We start from the raw sequence: 21,063 nt of genomic DNA on the forward strand, positions 1-21,063 counted from the left end.
AAACGGTTAAGTCCTTGCAGATGAACGTTAGTTGAACCGTCGGCCCGGGCGGGCCTGACTCGCCGGTAAGGCAAATTTCAGCGCATAAGGTGGACCTGTGGATCCTATGCTAATCGGCTTGGTGGCCGGCCTGGTTGGCCTGGCGCTTGGCACCTTCGGCGTGCTGGCCTACCGGGTCAGTGAAAAACAGCGCCAAATCCTCGACGCCGGCTCCGACGAGCTCTCGCTGCCCGCCGGGGCCGCCGAGGTGCTTGCCGTCGTCGGGCGTGCTTTCGTGGTTGTTGACGCGGTAGACGGCGTGGTCCGGGCGAGCCCGGCGGCGTACGCTTACGGGCTGGTCCGCGGGCACACCGTCGTGCACAAGGAACTGCTGGACATGACAGCGGGCGTCCGGCGGGACGGCGTGATCCTGGAGAAACAGCTCGAACTGCCGCGCGGTCCGCTGGGCCAGGGGACCATCGTCGTCCAGGTCCGGGCCGCGGTGCTGGGAGAGGAATACATCCTGCTGTTGGCCGACGACCGTACCGAGATCACCCGCACCGAAGAAATCCGGAATGACTTCGTGGCCAACGTGTCCCACGAGCTCAAAACCCCTGTGGGGGCCATTTCGCTGCTGGCCGAGGCGCTCGAATCGTCCGCCGATGACGAACTGGCCGTCCGCCGCTTCGCCAAGCGCATGCACAAGGAGTCCGGCCGGCTCGCTGCTCTGGTGCAGGACATCATCGAACTGTCCCGCCTTCAGGGCGCCAGCGTGACGCAGCAGGGCGGTCCCGTGGATGTGAACGCCGTGATCGCCGAGGCGGTGGACCGCTCCCAGCTGCCGGCGGAGAGCAAGAACATCAGCATCGTGGTCGGTGGCCGTGCCGAAGGCACGGTGTTCGGGGACCAGGACCTGCTGGTCACAGCCCTGCGGAACCTCATCGACAACGCCATCCGTTACTCGCCGCCCAACACCCGGGTAGGCATCGGCGTCCGGACCAGGGACGGGCTGGTATCCATCTCGGTCACTGACCAGGGGGAGGGCCTCAGCGCCGAGGACCAGGAACGCGTCTTTGAACGGTTCTACCGGGTGGACTCGGCCCGGTCGCGGCACACCGGCGGCACCGGGCTGGGCCTGAGCATCGTCAAGCACGTGGCCTCCAACCACGGCGGGGAAGTGACCCTCTGGTCCCAGCCGGGCCAGGGCTCTACGTTCACCCTCCGCCTGCCGGAGATGGAAGGGCAGGAAGCGGCCGAACTCCTGCCGCCGGCACCGGAAGCCGTAGCCGGTCCCCCCGAGCAGGCCAATGCCGGACCCATCAAAACCCAAGTATCCAGCGCCGCCGGCGCGAAAAAACGAGGAGCCAGCGCTTGAGCAGGATTTTGATTGTCGAGGACGAGGAATCGTTCAGCGATCCCTTGTCCTATTTGCTGGGCAAAGAGGGATTCGAGGTGCAGGTGGTGGACAACGGGCTGGAAGCCATCACCGAGTTTGACCGGAACGGCGCGGACCTGGTGCTCCTGGACCTGCAGCTGCCCGGCCTGTCCGGGACTGAGGTGTGCCGCCAGCTCCGGCAGCGTTCTTCCGTGCCGGTGATCATGCTGACCGCCAAGGATTCGGAGATCGACAAGGTGGTGGGGCTGGAACTGGGGGCCGACGACTACGTCACCAAGCCCTATTCCTCCCGGGAACTCGTGGCAAGGGTGCGGGCGGTGCTGCGCCGGCAGGGCGAGCCCGAGGAGCTGGTCTCCGCCACGGTCCAGGCCGGCCCGGTCCGGATGGACATCGAGCGCCACGTGGTCAGCGTGGACGGGGAGCAGGTGCTGCTTCCGCTCAAGGAGTTCGAACTGCTGGAGATGCTGCTGCGCAACTCCGGGCGGGTCCTCACGCGCGGGCAGCTGATCGACCGCGTGTGGGGCTCGGACTACGTGGGGGATACAAAGACGCTGGATGTCCATGTGAAGCGGCTGCGCGGCAAGATCGAGCCGGATCCTTCGGCGCCGCGGTACCTGGTGACGGTGCGCGGGCTGGGTTATAAGTTCGAGCCGTAGCAACGGGGCCGGCAGCAGTGACTGCACAGGCATAGGGAAAGGGAGGGGCCACCGGCCCCTCCCTTTCCCTATGCAGGCGTCTCTCCGCCCGGTGTGTCCTAGTGGCCCGCAGCAGCGCTCTCGGAGGGCGCCGCGGTCGGCGCAGCCGGCTCGCTGGGCTCGCTGCCGGCCGGCAGGTACTCCTTGTACTCCTCCAGCGTGGCGTCCAGCACCGGCACCTTTACCGTGTTGCTGACGTTGGTGCCGTCCTCGCTGACTTCCATGTCCACCAGGGATCCCGGGATGCCGCCGGTGGTGTCCAGGATGACTTCCTCGGCGGTGTCGTTCAGGAGCGTGTAGGAGTTGGCCCTGACCGGAACCTCGGCCTCCGAACCCTCCGCACCGCTGATCTTCAGCGTGACATCCTTGGAGGATTCGTTGTAAACGGCGCCGATCAGGCGGCCGGGCTGGTCCTCACCGGCGGAAACGACCAGGATGTTCCGCAGCTTCAGGGGGCCCAGGTCAGCACGGATGCCGTCCGAGGAGGAGTACTGGTGCGTGGTCTGCTGGGGCGTGATGTAACTGCAGCCTGCCGTCAGCAGGCCCATGCCGATAGCGGCAGCCGTCAATGCCAGTTTGCCGCGCTGGGCCCGGGTCGTCGCAGTGAAACGCACGTCACGTACTCCTTGAGAGGGTTGGAACATTAATCACGCATAGCCTATCGGCAAACCAGGCCAATCAAGGATTCCGGGCCGTCACATCCTCCTTGGCAGCACCCGCCGCATGCACTATTATCCGCGTTCGTCAAGGGGGTGGAGGGTGCCAATTGTGCCCATTTTCCGCGTATTTTCGCGGTTCCAGGGCCTTCACCCGGCCGGGCATATGCCTGAATCGTGATAAACTGGTCTGCGGGAAAGGGGAAATGTCCACATGGTATTTGAGGTCGGCGAGACAGTAGTTTACCCTCACCACGGTGCTGCGAAGATTGAAGAAATCAAGATGCGCACCATCAAGGGCGAAGAGAAAATGTATCTCAAGCTCAAGGTGGCCCAGGGTGATCTGACCATTGAAGTTCCAGCAGAAAACGTTGACCTTGTTGGGGTCCGGGACGTAGTGGGCAAGGAAGGCCTGGAGCACGTATTTGACGTTCTCCGTGCCGAGTTCACCGAAGAACCCACAAACTGGTCGCGCCGGTACAAGGCAAACCTGGAGAAGCTTGCTTCCGGTGACGTCATTAAGGTGGCCGAGGTTGTCCGCGACCTGTGGCGCCGGGATCACGACCGGGGCCTTTCCGCAGGCGAGAAGCGAATGCTGGCCAAGGCACGGCAGATTCTGATTTCAGAACTGGCGCTGGCCGAGAAGACCGACGAGGAGAAGGCTGCAAGCGTTCTCGACGAGGTCCTGGCTTCCTAAGAATTGAACCCCGGTGGCACACAGAGTGCCGCCGGGGCTTCTTTTTGCCCAATTGCGGCCGGCGGGGCCGGCTACCTCCCGGGGACGTAGGCTTGTGCCCATGACTGAAACACCCAACCGCCTGGTCACAGCGGTGATTCTCGTAGCAGCAGGTTCCGGGCAACGGCTGGGCTACGGCATGCCCAAGGCCGCCGTGCCGCTGGGCGGAGAGCCCATCCTGATGCATGCCCTGCGCGGCATTGTTTCGTCCGGGACGGCCAGCCAGGTCTGCGTGGTGCTTCCTGCCGGGGACGATGCGCTGCGGAAGCTTTGCGCGGACTTCCAGGAGGAATTGGCCGACGGCGGCCCGCTGCTGAGCGTTGTTGACGGCGGCGCCACCCGGGCCGACTCCGTCCGGGCCGGCTTTGAGGCCCTGATGGACGGGATCGAAGCCGTCCTGGTCCATGACGCGGCGCGGGCGCTGACGCCCGAAGCGGTCTTCCACCGCGTCGCTGATGCCCTGGCCGCCGGCGCCGCAGCAGTGATCCCCGCCGTCGCCGTGGTGGATACGGTCAAGACTGTGGCTCCCACGCAGGGGCCGGACGCTGCGGTAGCACCCGAAGTGGTTACCGGCACTGCACCCCGCGAAGAGCTGCGCGCCGTCCAGACGCCGCAGGGGTTCCGGGTGGAAACCCTCCGGCACGCGCACCACGCGGCGCAGGACCTGGAACCGGGGCAGGCAGCAGCAGTGACGGACGACGCCATGCTCGTGGAGATGCTCGGCACTCCCGTCTACACGGTCCGCGGCTCCATCCAGTCCTTGAAGATCACCACCCCGCTGGACCTGATCTTTGCCGAAGGCCTGCTCGAGGGGCCGCTCGGCGCACGCTGGGTGGAGGGTTAGCGGTGGCGGTGTTGCCGCGCACCGGCATTGGGATCGACGTCCATGCCTTCGCCCCGGACGGCGACCCCCGTCCGTTGTGGCTTGCAGGACTGCACTGGGAAGGGGAGCGTGGCCTGGCCGGGCACTCGGACGGGGACGCCGTGGCGCACGCTGCGGCCGACGCCCTCTTTTCGGCCGCGGGGGTCGGGGACCTGGGCACGCACTTCGGCACGGACCGGCCGGAGTTCGCGGGGGCGTCCGGCACCGCGCTCCTGGCAGAGGCCGCGCGGATTGTGCGGGCCGCCGGCTTCGAGATAGGCAACGTGTCCGTGCAGCTGGTGGCCAACCGGCCCAAGTTCGGGCCCCGCCGGGAGGAGGCCCGCCGGATCCTCAGCGAAGCCGCAGGCGCCGACGTCAGTGTTACGGCCACCACCAGCGACGGTTTGGGCTTCACCGGCAGGGGAGAAGGGATCTCTGCCATAGCCACCGCGCTCGTGTATCCGGCGGCAACGGCAGAACCCGCAGGCCAGCAGGCACCCCGCAGTGCGCCCGGCACCATCGGCTAATCTGGAGCGGTGACCCTGCGCTTCTATGACACCGCCTCCGCCGAAGTCCGGAACTTCGTCCCCCTCGTCCCCGGCAAGGCCAGCCTGTACTACTGCGGGGCCACGGTGCAGGGGATGCCGCACGTTGGCCATATCCGCTCCGCCATTGCCTTCGACCAGCTCACCCGCTGGCTGCAGTACCGGGGCCTTCGGGTCACGGTGGTCCGGAACGTCACGGACATTGACGACAAGATCCTGGCCAAGTCAGCCGAATCCTTCAGCCCCGGCTTTGAAGCGGGCCAGGACGCCGTCCGCGAGGAGGAGTGGTGGGCGCTGGCGTACCGCTACGAACAGGAATTCCTGAAGGCCTACGACACCCTGGGCGTCTCCCGGCCCACCTATGAGCCCCGGGCTACCGGCCACATCCCGGAAATGCACGCCCTCATCCGGCAGTTGATCGACCGCGGCCACGCCTACGCCGCGACGGACGGCTCCGGGGACGTGTACTTCGACGTCCGCTCCTGGGCCAACTACGGCTCGCTCACGCGCCAGAACATTGATGACATGCAGGCGGCCCCGGACGCTGACCCCCGGGGCAAGAAGGACCCGCGCGACTTCGCCCTTTGGAAGGGCCACAAGGAGGGGGAGCCGACGACGGCGGGCTGGGACTCCCCGTGGGGCACCGGCCGCCCGGGCTGGCACCTGGAATGCTCCGCCATGGTCACCAAATACCTCGGCGCCGAGTTCGACATCCACGGCGGCGGACTGGACCTGCGGTTCCCGCATCATGAGAACGAGATGGCCCAGTCCCAGGCGGCCGGGCACCCGTTCGCCGGCTTCTGGATGCATAACGGCATGGTGACCTATCAGGGCGAGAAGATGTCCAAGTCCATCGGAAACACCATCAGCCCTGCGGAAATGCTCCAGCTCGCATCGCCCCGGGTGGTGCGGTACTACCTCGGGCAGGCGCACTACCGCTCGGTGCTGGACTACCGCCCCACGTCCCTGCAGGAGGCCGCAGCCGCCGTCGAACGCATTGACGGCTTCATCAGCCGCGCCGTCCGTGCGCTGCCGGACGGTACGTCGGACGCCTCCGGCCAGGTCCCCGAACCGTTCGAACGCGCCATGGATGACGACCTGAATGTGCCCCAGGCGCTGGCCGTCCTCCATGACACCGTCCGGTCCGGCAATACCGCCCTGACCGAGGGCAGCCTGGAGGCCGCCAGTGATGCGCTCCGCCAGGTACAGGCCATGACCCGCGTCCTTGGCCTCGACGCTGCAGCCGCCGGCCCGGCCGGCGGCGGCCCCGAAACTGCCGCGCTGGATGTCCTGGTGGAAGCCCAGCTGGCCGCCCGCGCCCAGGCCCGCGCCACCAAGGACTGGGCCGCCTCCGACGCCATCCGCGACACACTCAAGCAGGCCGGCGTCGTGGTTGAGGACGGTCCGGACGGTGCAACGTGGAGCCTGAAGCGGGACTGAGGCCAGTTTCAGGCCGGGTCCGGCGATTTCATCGGGTTGCGTAGACTTGTAGCCAGACTCAGTCATCACAATCAAGGGTGGAACACATGGCCAACAATGGTCGCCGATCGGTCAAAGCGAAGAAGGGCCCAACCATCGGAACCGGTGGCCATGGCCGCAAGGCCCTGGAAGGCAAGGGCCCCACGCCCAAGGCGGAGGACCGCCCGTACCACAAGGCACACAAGGCCAAGCAGCTCGCGGAACGCTCGGCCGCCAAACGCGGCACCGGTGCACGCAGCGCGGGCGCCTCGAAGTCCGGCCCCAAGGGCCGCGCCACCGAGGAAATGGTCACGGGCCGCAACTCCGTCGTGGAGGCGCTGCGCGCCGGCATCCCCGCCAAGGCGCTCCACGTGGCCATCCGGATCGAAATGGACGACCGCGTCAAGGAATCCCTGAAGCTCGCGGCCGAACGCGGCATCCCGCTCCTGGAAACGGGCAAACCGGAGCTGGACCGGATGACCGAGGACGCCGTCCACCAGGGCCTGGTCCTGCAGATTCCGCCGTACGACTACCAGGACGCCTACGAGCTCGCCGAGGAAACGGTGGAGAAGTGGAAAAAGGGGCACATCGCCAACGCGCCGCTCTTCGTGGCCCTTGACGGCATCACGGATCCACGCAACCTCGGCGCCATCATCCGCTCGGTTTCCGCCTTCAGCGGGCACGGCGTGATCGTTCCGGAGCGCCGCTCCGTGGGCGTCACCGCATCCGCCTGGAAGACCAGCGCCGGTGCGGCGGTCCGCGTTCCGGTGGCACGCGCGTCCAACCTCAACAACGCCCTGAAGCAGTTCAAGGGGATGGGCATCTACGTCCTGGGCCTCGACGGCGACGGCGACGTTTCGCTGCCCGACCTCACCCTGGCCACGGAGCCGGTGTGCATCGTGGTTGGCTCCGAGGGCAAGGGCCTCAGCCGGCTGGTGCGGGAGAACTGCGACCAGATCGTATCGATCCCCATCGATTCCGCCATGGAGTCCCTGAACGCGTCGATGGCGGTGGGCATCTCGCTGTACGAGGTTTCCCGCCAGCGCGCCACCACATAGCTGCGCCCATGGTCATGCCGCTCTTCGACACCGCTTCCACCATCGATTCCTCCACGGCCCAGCCCCTCGGGGTGACGGTGCCGCGCGGGGATTCGGGTGGGACCCGGCACCACGCGGGCGGCCGGGCAAACGTGGCCTGCTACGCGCCGGGCCTTGAGAGCCTGGAGATCGTCTACATCGCCCCGGGCGGAGACTGGCGGGTCCAGGCCCTGCCTAATGTCACGCACGGGGTCCACCACGGGATCGTGGAGGACCTGCCGTACGGCTCCCGCTACGGGTTCCGGAAGGCTGCGGCGAAGGAGTCCCTCCCGGTCGCCGTTCCCACCCGGGACATTGACGACGACGGCGGGCAGCCCCTGCTGCTGGACCCTTACGGCCGGGCGGTGGACCAGCGCGAGGGGTTCCTGACCAGCGTGCGGATGGCCAGCGCCTTCGACTGGGGCGGCGACGAACGGCCGCGCGTGAAATGGCGGAACACCATCATTTACGAAGCGCACGTCCGCGGCCAAAGCATGCTCCACCCGGACGTTCCCGAGGAGCTGCGCGGTACGTATGCCGGCATGGCACACCCTGCCATCGTGGAGCACCTCAAGGGGCTCGGCATCACCTCGGTGCAGCTGCTCCCGGTGCACTTCCACCTGGACGAACCGCACCTGCAGGACCTGGGCCTGACCAACTACTGGGGCTACAACACGGCTGCCTTCTTCGCCCCGCATCCTGGCTATGCCACGCAGGCGGCACAGGATGGCGGCCCCCAGGCTGTGCAGGACGAGTTCAAGGGCATGGTCAAGCTGCTGCATGCGGCCGGCATCGAAGTGATCCTGGACGTGGTCTACAACCACACGGCCGAGGGCGGCCCGGACGGGCCCACCATGAGCTTCCGCGGGCTGGGCGAGGACAAGTACTACCGTACCGACGGGCACGGCAGGTACGTAGACACCACCGGCTGCGGCAACAGCCTGAACTTCGGCGAACCGCGGGTTGTCCAGCTGGTGCTGGATTCGCTGCGCTACTGGGTGGATGAGTTCCACATCGACGGCTTCCGCTTCGACCTGGCGGTCACACTGTGCCGCAACGCCGCGAACGACTTTGATCCGCGGCACCCCTTCCTGGTGGCCGTCGCCGCCGATCCGGTCCTCTCCGACGTCAAGCTGATCGCAGAGCCGTGGGACGTGGGCTACGGCGGCTGGCAGACGGGCAGGTTCCCGGGCGGTTGGGTGGACTGGAACGACCACTTCAGGGATTCCGTCCGTTCCTTCTGGCTCGCTGACCGCGCCGCCCTGGAATCCGGCGGGCAGGGCGGCTCCATTGCCCGGCTGGCCGATTCGCTCTCCGGTTCCGCTGCGCTGTTCCAGCCCTCGGGAAGGTCGCGGCTGGCGTCCGTCAATTTCATCACGGCCCACGATGGCTTCACCCTGAACGACCTGGTCTCCTTTGACCGGAAGCACAACGAGGACAACGGCGAGCAGAACCGGGACGGGCACGGGGACAACCGCAGCTACAACCACGGCGTGGAAGGCCCCACAGAGGGCGGTGACATCCTGGCCAGGCGTGCCCAGTCCCGCCGCAACCTGATGGCTACGCTGCTGATCTCCCTGGGCGTGCCCATGATCACCGCCGGGGACGAACTTGCCCGCACCCAGCAGGGGAACAACAACGCGTACTGCCAGGACAACCCGATCGCCTGGCTCGACTGGACCCGCACCCCGGAATCCCACGAGATGCTGCGCAGCACCAAGCGGTATATCCGGCTGCGGAAGGAATTCCTGGCCGCCCAGCCGCACGACTTCCCGGTCCGGGATGAGCAGTCCTACCTGCATTGGTTCGGCCAGGACGGGAAGCCCATGTCCATGGAACGCTGGAATGACCCGGCCAACCGCGTAGTACAGCTTCTGCTGGGTTCGGACGACGGAGGCCTCGCTGGGCTCGTGGTGGTCAACGGGGGCACCGAGGATGTCCAGTTCACGCTTCCGGCGGTTCCCGGCGACGCTGCATCCCGCCGGATGTTTGAACTCCGGCTCACCACCTCCCCGCTGCATGAGATGCGGCAGGGGAGCAGGGTTGCCTCAGGCGAGCGGGACCTGCTCGAGGCGTTCGCCATCAACATTTACCGCACGTAGGCCGGCGTTACCGTGCGCAACCGTTTCATCGTCCCGTTGCTGGTGACCGCCGTCGTCGTGGCGTTCCTTGCCCTGGGCGGCACAGGATTACCGGGGTTGCCGGGCCTGACGGCGGAAAGGCCGACGACGGCCGCCACCGTGGGCGCGGCGGCGCCGGCCGGCGTCGCCAATCCTTCGGGCCTGCCGGAGATCCGCGAGTCGGCGCTGCCGCCGGAGGGCCGGGAGGTCCTGGCGCTGATCCGCGAGGGCGGGCCGTACCGCTACACGCAGGACGACCAGGCGTTCGGCAATTTCGAGCGGATCCTGCCGCGAAAGGCGCCCGCTTACTACAGGGAATACACGGTGCGGACGCCCGGAGAAACGGACCGCGGGGCCCGCCGCATCGTGGCCGGCGAAGGCGGCGACAAGTATTACACCGACGATCATTACGAATCATTCAGATTCATAGCGGAAGGCAGCTGAACTACAACGATGAAGATTTATTCCGGCGACACCTGGACCCTTGAAGAGCTGAAGGAGCAGGCAGCGGACGCCGGGCGCCGCAGCCTCGTGGTTCCGGCTGCGGACAGCAAGAAGGCGGTGCTGGAAACGTTCGGCGAGGTCCTGGACTTCCCGGAGCACTACGGCGTGAACCTGGACGCCCTGAATGACTCGCTCCACGATTTTGCGGACGCCATCACGGAGAACGGCAATGCCCCCGTCACCGTGCTGTGGCTCGTGGCGGCCACGTTCCGCGCCGACCGGTCCTTCGGCGTGCTCTGCGAGGTCCTGCAGGACGCCGAACGCTACGCCGGCAAGGACCTCGCAGTCACCGCCGTGCTGCTGTAGGTTTCACGCGTTCACGATCAGGCCCAGTTCGGCCTTGGAAGCCAGGGCGTCGTGGCGGGGCAGGACGCGGACGGTGTAGCCGAACGGGCCCGCGCGGTCGATCACCAGGGAGCCGCTGAACAGGTGGCGACCGCTGCCCAGGTCCTCCTGGGCCTTGAGCTCCATGACGGTGATGTCGGTCAGGGTGTCGTTCTCCTGGGCCCGGCCGTACGCCACCTCGACGGATACGTCCGCCGGAGTGAGGCTGTGCAGTGCCACGTAGGCGTTGACCTGCAGGACGTCGCCGATCTGCGGATCTTCCGACACTCCCACCGAGTCCACGTGCTCCACGTGCACCTGCGGCCATGCCGCCCGCACCACGGCGCTCCATGCGGCCAGGGCGCGCGCCTGTGAGAAGGAGTTGGCCACGGCGCTCCGGCCGGCCTCCGCCGCGGGCCGGTACAGTACGTTCACGTAGTCCCGCAGCATGCGCTCGGCCGACACGGCGGGGCCCAGGTGCGAGAGGGTGTGCTTGATCATCGACACCCAGTGTGTGGGGACCTTCTCGCTGCTGGTGGTCGAGGGACCGGCGGACCCCGCACCCGCAGAGACCGTGCTCCCGTAGAACCGGGGCGCAACCTGCGTTTCGAGCAGTTCGTACAGTGCCGCGGCCTCTATATCGTCGCGTTCCTCCGGCGAGGCGTCATTGTTGGCGGTGGGAATCGCCCAGCCGTTCTCGCCGTCGTACATCTCGTCCCACCAGCCGTCCAGGACGGAAAGGTTCAGTGAGCCGTTCAGGGCGGCCTTCATCCCGGACGTGCCGCAGGCCTCCAGCGGGCGCAGCGGGTTGTTCAGCCACACGTCGCAGCCGGGGAACAGCGTGCGGGCCATGGCGATGTCGTAGTTGGGAAGGAACACGATCCGGTGCCGGACCTCTGGGTCGTCGGTGAACCGGACCAACTCCTGGATCATCTTCTTGCCGGCGTCATCCGCCGGATGGGACTTGCCCGCGATCACCAGCTGGATGGGGTGCTCCTTGTGGAGGAGCAGTGCCTTCAGGCGGTCAGGCTCCCGCAGCATTAGCGTGAGCCGCTTGTACGTGGGGACGCGGCGGGCGAAGCCGATGGTGAGGACATCCGGATCCAGCACGGTGTCCGTCCACGCCAGCTCTGCGTCGGCGGCGCCGCGCTTCTTCCAGGCTGCCCGCAGGCGGCGGCGGACATCGTCCACCAGGGCGGACCGCATCTCCCGGCGCAGCGCCCACACGTCGGCGTCGCTGACGTTGTAGGCCAGATCCCAGCGGCCGTTGGCTTCGGCCTCGCTGCCGAACTGGTCCCGGGCGAGCTTGGCGATGCGGCTGTCCACCCAGGTAGGTACGTGCACGCCGTTGGTTACCGAGGTGATGGGCACCTCGGAGTGGTCGAAGCCGGGCCACAGCGCCGCAAACATCCCGCGCGAGACCTCCCCGTGCAGCTTGGCCACCCCATTGGCACGTTGGGCCAGGCGGAGGCCCATGACGGCCATGTTGAAGACCGACGGGTTTCCCTCCGCGTAATTCTCCCTGCCCAGTTCCAGGATCCGGTCCACGGGCACGTCCGGTGCCAGGCCGGCCTGGAAGAAGTGGTTGATCTGGTTGATCTCGAAGCGGTCGATGCCGGCCGGGACCGGAGTGTGGGTGGTGAACACGGTGGAGGCGCGGCCGGCGGCGAGGGCCTCGTCGAAGGTGAGCTTCTGGTCCCCGGCCATGAGCTCCTGGATGCGTTCGATCCCGAGGAACCCGGCGTGTCCCTCGTTGGTGTGGAAGACCTCGGGTGCCGGGGTGCCCGTGAGCTGCTGGAAGGCCCGCAGCGCCTTCACACCGCCCATGCCCAGCAGCAGTTCCTGCTGCAGGCGGTGGTCACCGCCGCCGCCGTAGAGCCGGTCCGTGATGCTGCGGGCGGCGTCGTCATTGCCCGGAACGTTGGAGTCCAGCAGCAGCAGCGGGACGCGTCCGACGTCGGCCCGCCAGATGTGCGCCAGCAGGCGCCGGCCGTTGGGAAGCGGCAGGGTTACCTGCAACGGCTTGCCATTGCCGTCCGGCGAGGGCTCGCGCAGCAGCGTCAGCGGCAGTCCGTCAGGGTCCAGCACCGGGTAGGTTTCCTGCTGCCACGCGTCCCGGGACAGCGACTGCTTGAAGTAGCCGGCCTGGTACAGCAGGCCCACGCCGATCAGCGGGACGCCAAGATCCGAGGCTGCCTTGAGGTGGTCGCCGGCCAGGATTCCCAAGCCGCCGGAGTACTGCGGGAGCACCTCGGTGATGCCGAACTCGGGCGAGAAATAGGCAATCGCCGCCGGCGCGTCCGGGCCAAGGCCCTGGTACCAGCGCGGCTCCTGCAGGTACCGGTTGAGGTCCGCTTCGGCGGCGTGCACCCGCTCCACCACGGACTGGTCCGCGGCGAGCTGCTGGAATTCCTCGCGGCTGACCATGCCCAGGAAGCCGATGGGATCCTGCCCGCTTTCCTCCCACAGCCGGGGGTTCAGGCCGGCGAAGAGCTCCCGGGTGGGGCGGTGCCAGGACCACCGCAGATTGCTGGCCAGCCGGGCCAGCGGCCGGATGGGTTCGGGGAGGACTGTACGGACCGTAAACCTGCGGATTGCCTTCACCTGCGCCACACTAACCGACTCGATGCGCGCCCGGAACCAGCAGTAGGTTTCTTTTGGGTAAATGACAGGAGCCGCGGGGAAATGACGCGCCCGGCCATTAAATTAGTGAGCATCCTTAGCATTCCGGGTCGTTTCTCGCTAACGTCGAGCTTGTGACGACTAACTCAGTAGCCAGTGCCGCATCAACGAAAATGTCAGGGGCCACCATCACCGACGGCCTGCGGTTCGGACGGTTCCCGATCACCGCCGTGCAGCCAGTGGTGGAGGGCGGAAAGTTCCCGGCGAAAGCCCTGCCCGGGGAAGGCATCGTGGTCGGTGCCACGGCCTTCCGGGAGGGCCACGACCAGCTCGGCGTGAGCGCCGTCCTGTTCGATCCGGCCGGTGCTGAACGCCAGCGGACCAGGCTCGCACCGCCGCGGGGGGAACGCGGCATGGGGACGGACCGCTGGGAAGGCATCCTCACGCCGTCGGACGTGGGGGACTGGTCTTTCGCCATCGAAGCGTGGCACGACCGCTACGGCACCTGGCACCACAATGCGGAGGTGAAGATCGCCGCGGAAATCGATGTCGAGTTGATGCTCGCCGAAGGCGCCGCGCTGCTGTCCGAAGCGGCCGACGACGGCTCCCGCCCGGAGGCTGACCGCGCCACGCTGCGCTGGGTCGCCGAAAGACTGGCGGACCGGTCGCTTAGCACGGAGGAGCGCCTCGGCGCCGGGTTCAGCCAAGGAGTGGCGGACATCGTGGCGCGCCAGCCCATCCGTGAACTGGTCACGGTGACCGAAAAGTTTCCGCTGCGCGTGGAGCGCGACCGCGCCGGCCGCGGCGCCTGGTACGAGTTCTTCCCCCGTTCCGAAGGGGCCGTGAAGAACCATGAAACCGGTGCCTGGACGTCCGGAAACTTCCGCACGGCCGCACGCCGGCTCGATGCGGTGGCGGACATGGGCTTCGACGTTCTCTACATGCCCCCTATCCATCCGATCGGCGTGCAGCACCGCAAGGGCCCGAACAACACGCTGATTGCCGGCCCCCACGACCCGGGCTCGCCGTGGGCGATCGGCGCCAAGGAGGGTGGCCATGACGCCATCCACCCGGACCTGGGCACGTTCGAGGACTTCGACGCATTCGTGGCCCGCGCCAACGAACTCGGCCTTGAAGTGGCGCTGGACCTCGCGCTGCAGGCGGCGCCGGACCACCCCTGGGTCGAATCGCACCCCGAGTGGTTCACCACGCGCGTGGACGGCAGCATCGCCTACGCCGAAAACCCGCCCAAGAAGTACCAGGACATCTATCCGCTGAACTTCGATAACGACCCCGAGGGCCTGTCGCGGGAGATCCTGCGCGTTGTCCTGCTCTGGATCAGCCACGGCGTGCGGATCTTCCGGGTGGACAACCCGCACACCAAGCCGGTCTGGTTCTGGGAGTGGCTCATCGCCGAGGTGGAAAAGACCGAACCCGGCGTGGTTTTCCTGGCCGAGGCCTTCACCCGCCCCGCCATGATGCACGCACTGGGCCGGGCCGGGTTCCAGCAGTCCTACACGTATTTCACCTGGCGCAACACCAAGCCCGAGATCGAGGCCTACTTCAACGAGGTCAGCCACGAATCCCCGGCGTTCTTCCGGCCCAACTTCTTCGTGAACACCCCGGACATCCTCACCGAATACCTGCAGTTCGGCGGGCCTGCAGCCTTTAAAGTGCGGGCAGCGCTGGCGTCCACCGCCAGCCCGCTGTGGGGGGTCTACGCCGGATACGAGCTGTACGAGCACGTGGCCCGGCCCGGCGCGGAGGAGTACATCGACAACGAGAAGTTCGAGTACAAGGCGCGGGACTGGGACGCCGCGGCCGCTTCAGGGCGTACCCTGGCCCCGTACATCACGCGGCTGAACCACATCCGGCACGCCCACCCCGCGCTGCAGGACCTGCAGAACCTCACAGTGCACCACTGCACGGATGACGCCACGGTGGTGTACTCCAAGCACAAGACCCTTCCGGACGGATCGAAGGACACCATCATCGTGGTGGTCAACGTGGATCCGCACGGAACCAGGGAAAGCACCGTGGCGCTGGACCTGGCCGCGCTGGAACTGGACCCGGACGACCTCACGGCGAACGGCGGCTTCCGGGTGGATGACCTCATCTCCGGCGAAAGCTGGGAATGGGGCGAGTACAACTACGTGCGGCTGGACCCGCATGTTGAGCCGGCCCACATCCTGCATGTCAGGAGAGCGCATCAGTGAATTTCACGCCGCAAAGTCCGGGCCATTTCACTCCGAAGAGCACGTTTGAGCTAAACGCCCCGGGACTGCAGCATGACCCGCTGTGGTACCGGAAAGCCGTGTTCTACGAAGTGCTGGTCCGGGCTTTTGCGGATGCCAACGGGGATGGATCGGGGGATTTCTCCGGGCTGATCGACAAGCTCGACTACCTGCAGTGGCTGGGCGTCGACTGCCTGTGGCTTCCCCCGTTCTTCCAGTCTCCGCTGCGCGACGGCGGCTACGACATCTCCGACTACAACTCGGTCCTGGACGAATTCGGCACCATCAGCGACTTCAAGCGCCTCGTGGCGGAAGCCCACGCCCGGGGAGTGCGGGTGATCATCGACCTGCCGCTGAACCACACCTCCGACCAGCACCCCTGGTTCCAGGAGTCGCGGAAGGACCCCAACGGACCCTACGGCGACTTCTACGTCTGGAGCGACACCGACGAAAAGTACCAGGACGCCCGGATCATCTTCGTGGACACGGAGGAATCCAACTGGACCTTCGATCCCATCCGGCGGCAATTCTTCTGGCACCGGTTCTTCAGCCACCAGCCGGACCTGAACTTCGAAAACCCCAAGGTGATCGAGGCACTGTTCGACGTGGTCCGGTTCTGGCTGGACCAGGGGATCGACGGGTTCCGGGCGGACGCCATTCCGTACCTGTTCGAGGAGGAGGGAACCAACTGCGAGAACCTGCCCGCCACGCATGACTTCCTCCGCCGCCTCCGCACCATGGTGGACGAACGGTACCCCGGCCGGGTGATCATCGCCGAGGCCAACCAGCCGCCCAATGAAGTGGTGGAGTACTTCGGGACCGGGGAGGAACCGGAATGCCATATGGCCTTTCACTTTCCCATCATGCCGCGCCTGTACTACGCGCTGCGGGACCAGAAGGCCGCACCCATTATCGAGACCATGAAGGACACGCCGAACATCCCGGAAGGGGCCCAATGGGGCACGTTCCTGCGCAACCACGACGAACTCACCCTCGAGATGGTCACCGCGGACGAACGCGCCGCCATGCTGGGCTGGTACGCACCCGACCCCCGGATGCGGGCCAACATTGGCATCCGGCGGAGGCTCGCGCCCCTGCTGGACAACTCCCGCGCGGAGATCGAGCTCATCAATGCGCTGCTGCTGTCCCTGCCGGGCAGCCCGTTCCTGTATTACGGGGACGAGATCGGCATGGGAGACAACATCTGGCTGGAAGACAGGGACGCAGTGCGCACCCCGATGCAGTGGAACCCGGACCGGAATGCCGGGTTTTCCAGCGCTGATCCGGGCAAACTCTACCTCCCGCCCATCCAGTCCCTGGTCTACAACTACGGGATGGCGAACGTGGAGGCGGAGGCCGCCCATTCCGGTTCGCTGCTCCGGTGGACGAGGCAGATCCTCAGCGTCCGCAAGAACCACCCTGCGTTCGGGCTGGGCAGTTTCCGGCACGTGGAGGCGGACCATGACGCCGTCCTGGCCTACCTCCGTGAACTGCCTGACGGCAACAGCGCCGACCTGACCGGCGAGACCCTGCTCTGCGCGTTCAACTTGTCCCAGCACCCCGTGGCGGCCACGCTGCAGGTCCCGGACTACGCCGGGCGCGGGCTTCGCGACGTGTTCGGCGGCCAGCCGTTTCCCGCCATCAACGGGGACGGCACCCTCACGCTGACCCTCGGCAGCCACGATTTCTACTGGCTGCGGCTCCGGTCTGCAGCATCCAATCCATCATCTCCGTACACCCAGGCGATGCCGATCCTATCGATCGAGGACTGATTATGAACCAGCCCATCCTCACCCCCGCACTGACCGCACTCCTGCAGCGCTGGTTGCCCGAGCAGCGGTGGTTTCCAGTCAAATCACCCCACTTCGAAATGTCCCAGGCAGGAAGCGTGGGGCTGGAGGACCCTGCCGGGCACGCCGGGCTGGCGGTGTTCCTCCTGAACATCACCACGCCAACGCCCGACGGCGGCCGGCGGACTGCCGTGGTGCAGGTCCCCTTGAGCTTCCGGCCGGCACCCGCTGCGGGGATGGAGCGTGCCCTGATCGGCGAAGCAGCGGGAACCGACCCGTCACGGCCATGGGTCTATGACGCCGTCCACGATCCGGACTTCGTGGGCGCCTGGCTGGAGCTCATCCGCGGGCAGGAGAAGGCCGCCTCCGGCAGTGCCACCGGCTTCCATGTCCCCGGCGGGCACCGCCTGCCTACCGCCCGGGGGGTGGTGAAGGTGCTGTCCGGGGAACAGTCCAACAGTTCGGTCATCGTGGACGACGGCGAATCCGCGGCGATCGTGAAGTTCTTCCGGGTGCTTTCAGCCGGGACCAACCCCGAGGTCGAAGTGGGGGCCGCCCTGACGGCGGCCGGGACTTCCGAGGTCCCCGCAACGCTGGGCTGGGTCCGCGGCGAGTGGCTGGCGCAGCAGGGTACCGGCGCGGTGAACGGCGACGGTTCCCGTTCCGGCGGGTCCGACGGCGGCCCGCGCTACCTGCAGGGAGAGCTGGCGGTGGCGCACGAATTCCTGGCCGGCGGCCGCGACGCGTGGCGGCTGGCAGTGGATGCCGCCCGGTCCGGTACCGGCTTCACCACCGAGGCGCGTGCCCTGGGCGCGGCCACGGCCACCGTCCACCGGCGGCTCGCGGAGACCCTTGGGCAGTCTTCGGAAGCCGAGACCGGCAAGGCGGTCGCCTCAGCAGTAGCCCAGCGCGTGCGCCAGGCATGGGCGGAAGCACGCACCGCCGTCGGGCCTTACGACGACGCGCTGGAAGCGCTGCTGGCACGTCTGGACGGGGCTTCCCCGGGGCCGCTCCAGCGCATCCACGGCGACCTGCACCTGGGCCAGATCCTCCAAGTGGCCGGCCCCGCCGGCAATTCCGCTGTGGACCACCAGCGCTGGGCCATCCTTGACTTCGAGGGCGAGCCTATGCGGTCCATCGCAGAGCGGAACGTCCCCGACGTCGCGCTGCGCGACGTGGTGGGCATGCTGCGGTCCTTCGACTACGCAGCCGGCGCCGCCGGACGTGAGCAGGAAGGCGCCCAGGTGCCCGATTCCTGGGTGGATGATTGTGCCGACGCGTTCCTCGCCGGGTACTCGGATGTCACCCCCGCCCCGGTGGACCGGCAGTCGCCGCTCTTTATGGCATTGTGGCTGGACAAGGCACTGTACGAAGTAGTTTATGAAATGCGTAACAGGCCCGACTGGCTGGCGATCCCCGTGAACGCCTCCAGACGGCTCCTCAGCGGTAACGGCTCCGGCGCCCAAGCCGGGGCAGCATCGGAAGGTAACGAAATGACAGGTTCCGCACGAACTGAACGCCCACGAATGCCCCTCCACGTGGACTCCGGCACGCTGGGAAAGATCGCCAACGGTGAGCATCACGCCCCGCACTCTGTCCTGGGCGCCCACCTCGATGACTACGGCCACGTCACCATCCGGACGGTCAAGCACCTGGCCGAGGCCGTTACCGTCATCACCGAGGCCGGTGAATTCCCCATGGAGCACGAGGAGCACGGCGTCTGGGTGGCTGTGCTCGAACCGCTGCAGCAGGGTCACGTCCCGGACTACCGGCTGGCTGTCACCTATCCCGAAGCCGCTCCGGTCACGGTGGACGACCCGTACCGCTACCTGCCCACGGTGGGCGAGGTTGACCTGCACCTGATCGGCGAAGGCCGGCACGAAAAACTGTGGCAGGTGCTTGGCGCGCACGTGCAGCACTACAAGTCTTCCCTGGGCGACGTGGACGGTGTGTCCTTCGCCGTCTGGGCACCCAACGCGCAGGCAGTCCGCGTGAAAGGCGACTTCAACGCCTGGGACGGCCGCGAGAATTCCCTGCGCTCGCTGGGCTCCTCCGGGGTGTGGGAGATCTTCATTCCGGGTGTTTTAGCAGGGGCGTGCTACAAGTTCGAGATCCGGACCAAGGCCGGGCACTGGGTCGAGAAAGCGGACCCCCTGGCCTTCGGTACCGAGGTACCCCCGCTGACGGCGTCCAGGGTGGTGGAACCCTCCTATGCCTTCAAGGACGACGAGTGGATGGAAGCCCGCGCCCAGCGCGACCCGCACAACTCCGCCATGAGCGTCTACGAGGTGCACCTGGGGTCCTGGCGCCTGGGCCTGGGGTACCGGGAACTGGCCAAGGAACTGGTGGAATACGTCAAGTGGCTCGGGTTCACGCACGTCGAATTCATGCCCGTGGCCGAACACCCCTTCGGCGGTTCCTGGGGCTACCAGGTCACCTCCTACTTCGCACCCACGTCCCGGTTCGGCCATCCGGACGAGTTCCGTTACCTCGTGGACACTCTGCACCAGAACGGGATTGGCGTACTCCTGGACTGGGTGCCGGCGCACTTCCCCAAGGACGAATGGGCCCTGGCCCGGTTCGACGGCGAGCCCCTCTACGAGCACGCGGATCCGAACCTGGGCGAGCACCCGGACTGGGGCACGCTGATCTTCGACTTCGGCCGCACGGAAGTGCGGAACTTCCTGGTGGCCAACGCCCTGTACTGGCTGGATGAGTTCCACATCGACGGCCTCCGGGTGGACGCCGTGGCCTCCATGCTCTACCTGGACTATTCGCGCCAGGACGGCCAGTGGCAACCCAACCGCTTCGGCGGTCGGGAGAACCTCGAAGCCATCTCGTTCCTGCAGGAAGTCAACGCCACGGTCTACAAGACCCACCCCGGCGCGGTCATGATCGCGGAGGAATCCACGGCGTTCCCCGGCGTCACAGCCCCCACCAGCCACGGCGGCCTGGGATTCGGCCTGAAGTGGAACATGGGCTGGATGCACGATTCGCTCAAGTACGCCTCCGAAGACCCGGTCAACCGCAAGTGGCACCACGGCACGGTGACTTTCTCCCTGGTTTATGCCTTCACGGAGAACTTCCTGCTGCCCATCAGCCACGACGAGGTAGTCCACGGCAAGGGCTCCATGCTGCGCAAGATGCCGGGCGACCGGTGGCAGCAGCTCGCCAACCTGCGGGCATTCCTCGCATACCAGTGGGCGCACCCGGGCAAGCAGCTGATCTTCATGGGCACCGAGTTCGGCCAGGAAGCCGAATGGTCCGAACAGCACGGGCTGGACTGGTGGCTTGCGGACATCCCGGCGCACAAGGGCATCCAGCTGCTGACCAAGGACCTCAACGAGCTCTACCGTTCCACGCCCGCGCTGTATGCACGGGACAACGAGCCCAGCGGTTTCCAGTGGATTAACGGCGGGGATGCCGACCGGAACGTCCTGTCCTTCATCCGCTGGGACACCGAGGGCAACCCGGTGGTGTGTGCCATCAACTTTTCCGGCGCACCGCACGTGGGCTACACGCTCGGCGTGCCGTCCGCGGGCGCCTGGACCGAGGTGCTCAATACCGACGCCACCACGTACGGGGGGTCGGGCGTCCTGAACGCGGGGGATCTCCAGGCGAAAGAGGTCGGCCAGGATGGCCAGCCGGCAACGCTGAGCGTCACCCTCCCGCCCCTGGGTGCGGCGTACTTCAAGCCGGGCCGCGGGGACAGCTGAGCACCGGCCGTTCGGCTGGCCGGCAGACGGGCCGGCGGACGGGTTTTCCGAAGGGCCCGGAATCCGCGTGATTCCGGGCTTTTCCGGGCCTATGGGCATCTTGGAAGAGCATCCCCAAAGGCCGGGTTGGCGCTTCCGAGGAAGTGGTGGTAGAGTTTATTTCCGCGCTGCTCCACGGAGTCAGACGGAAAAACCGACAACAAGGCCTTCGGCTGAAGAACGTCGCGGACGCCGGTTTGACAAGAGTGAAGCCAGCGGGTAAGTTTGAAAAGTTGCTCCGGAGCGATCCTGAACGTTGGTTTGGGTGGTGCCGGGTGTGTCTGTTGTTTGAGAACTCAATAGTGTGCCAA

General features: G+C 66.8%; 15 protein-coding genes. 13 read left to right on the forward strand and 2 right to left on the reverse strand.

Annotated features, from left to right (window positions below; all coding sequences use genetic code 11):
• Window positions 1–106 precede the first annotated feature (106 nt).
• Window positions 107–1,354, forward strand: a complete 1,248-nt coding sequence (locus ACIQCM_RS15250) for a sensor histidine kinase (protein ID WP_400606991.1) — start codon at window positions 107–109, stop codon at window positions 1,352–1,354.
• On the forward strand, window positions 1,351–2,031 hold the full coding sequence (locus tag ACIQCM_RS15255; RefSeq protein WP_400606954.1) for a response regulator: 681 nt from the start codon (window positions 1,351–1,353) through the stop codon (window positions 2,029–2,031). Before ACIQCM_RS15250 ends, ACIQCM_RS15255 begins: the two co-directional genes overlap by 4 nt.
• Before the next feature lie 98 nt (window positions 2,032–2,129).
• Here ACIQCM_RS15255 and ACIQCM_RS15260 read toward each other — a convergent pair whose 3' ends face one another.
• Window positions 2,130–2,684, reverse strand: coding sequence for a hypothetical protein (locus ACIQCM_RS15260; protein ID WP_400606957.1), 555 nt, complete (start codon window positions 2,682–2,684; stop codon window positions 2,130–2,132).
• A 256-nt stretch (window positions 2,685–2,940) separates the two neighbouring features.
• Here ACIQCM_RS15260 and ACIQCM_RS15265 point away from each other — a divergent pair, with 256 nt between their 5' ends.
• The 8 genes from ACIQCM_RS15265 (at window position 2,941) to ACIQCM_RS15300 (ending at window position 10,333) form a co-directional block, all read left to right on the forward strand.
• The gene (locus tag ACIQCM_RS15265; protein WP_011690592.1) at window positions 2,941–3,423 is read left to right on the forward strand and encodes a CarD family transcriptional regulator; all 483 of its coding nucleotides are present in this window, start codon (window positions 2,941–2,943) and stop codon (window positions 3,421–3,423) included.
• A gap of 100 nt (window positions 3,424–3,523) precedes the next feature.
• Window positions 3,524–4,306 carry a 2-C-methyl-D-erythritol 4-phosphate cytidylyltransferase gene (ispD, locus tag ACIQCM_RS15270; protein WP_400606959.1) on the forward strand — a complete coding sequence of 261 codons (783 nt, stop codon included), beginning with the start codon at window positions 3,524–3,526 and terminating at the stop codon, window positions 4,304–4,306.
• Between the two features lie 2 nt (window positions 4,307–4,308).
• Complete coding sequence (gene ispF / locus ACIQCM_RS15275; RefSeq protein ID WP_400606962.1) at window positions 4,309–4,851, forward strand: 2-C-methyl-D-erythritol 2,4-cyclodiphosphate synthase; 543 nt, start codon at window positions 4,309–4,311, stop codon at window positions 4,849–4,851.
• A 9-nt stretch (window positions 4,852–4,860) separates the two neighbouring features.
• Window positions 4,861–6,309, forward strand: a complete 1,449-nt coding sequence (gene cysS, locus ACIQCM_RS15280) for a cysteine--tRNA ligase (RefSeq protein WP_400606964.1) — start codon at window positions 4,861–4,863, stop codon at window positions 6,307–6,309.
• 86 nt (window positions 6,310–6,395) lie between these two features.
• On the forward strand, window positions 6,396–7,385 hold the full coding sequence (gene rlmB, locus ACIQCM_RS15285) for a 23S rRNA (guanosine(2251)-2'-O)-methyltransferase RlmB (protein ID WP_400606965.1): 990 nt from the start codon (window positions 6,396–6,398) through the stop codon (window positions 7,383–7,385).
• A gap of 8 nt (window positions 7,386–7,393) precedes the next feature.
• On the forward strand, window positions 7,394–9,505 hold the full coding sequence (gene glgX / locus ACIQCM_RS15290) for a glycogen debranching protein GlgX (RefSeq protein ID WP_400606967.1): 2,112 nt from the start codon (window positions 7,394–7,396) through the stop codon (window positions 9,503–9,505).
• Window positions 9,506–9,517: 12 nt separating this feature from the next.
• Complete coding sequence (locus ACIQCM_RS15295; RefSeq protein ID WP_400606969.1) at window positions 9,518–9,967, forward strand: ribonuclease domain-containing protein; 450 nt, start codon at window positions 9,518–9,520, stop codon at window positions 9,965–9,967.
• Window positions 9,968–9,976: 9 nt separating this feature from the next.
• Window positions 9,977–10,333, forward strand: coding sequence for a barstar family protein (locus ACIQCM_RS15300; RefSeq protein WP_400606971.1), 357 nt, complete (start codon window positions 9,977–9,979; stop codon window positions 10,331–10,333).
• A 3-nt stretch (window positions 10,334–10,336) separates the two neighbouring features.
• Here ACIQCM_RS15300 and glgP read toward each other — a convergent pair whose 3' ends face one another.
• Window positions 10,337–12,955 (reverse strand): alpha-glucan family phosphorylase, encoded by a 2,619-nt coding sequence (gene glgP, locus ACIQCM_RS15305; RefSeq protein ID WP_400606973.1) that lies wholly within the window; start codon window positions 12,953–12,955, stop codon window positions 10,337–10,339.
• Window positions 12,956–13,146: 191 nt separating this feature from the next.
• On the opposite strand from glgP, the gene ACIQCM_RS15310 reads away from it, so the two are divergent.
• Genes ACIQCM_RS15310 through ACIQCM_RS15320 form a run of 3 tightly spaced genes read left to right on the forward strand, consistent with a single transcriptional unit; the run spans window position 13,147 to window position 20,713 of the window.
• Entirely contained in the window at window positions 13,147–15,189 is a 2,043-nt protein-coding gene (locus ACIQCM_RS15310; RefSeq protein WP_400606993.1) for an alpha-1,4-glucan--maltose-1-phosphate maltosyltransferase, read from the forward strand.
• Window positions 15,186–16,979: a maltose alpha-D-glucosyltransferase gene (gene treS / locus ACIQCM_RS15315; protein ID WP_400606975.1), complete on the forward strand. Its 1,794-nt coding sequence runs from the start codon at window positions 15,186–15,188 to the stop codon at window positions 16,977–16,979. The genes ACIQCM_RS15310 and treS overlap by 4 nt, the downstream gene beginning before the upstream one ends.
• A 2-nt stretch (window positions 16,980–16,981) precedes the next feature.
• Window positions 16,982–20,713: a 1,4-alpha-glucan branching enzyme gene (locus ACIQCM_RS15320; RefSeq protein WP_400606977.1), complete on the forward strand. Its 3,732-nt coding sequence runs from the start codon at window positions 16,982–16,984 to the stop codon at window positions 20,711–20,713.
• Window positions 20,714–21,063: the final 350 nt, after the last annotated feature.

Origin of the sequence: Pseudarthrobacter sp. NPDC092439, from assembly GCF_044754945.1 — a bacterium.
Taxonomy (GTDB): Bacteria; Actinomycetota; Actinomycetes; order Actinomycetales; family Micrococcaceae; genus Arthrobacter.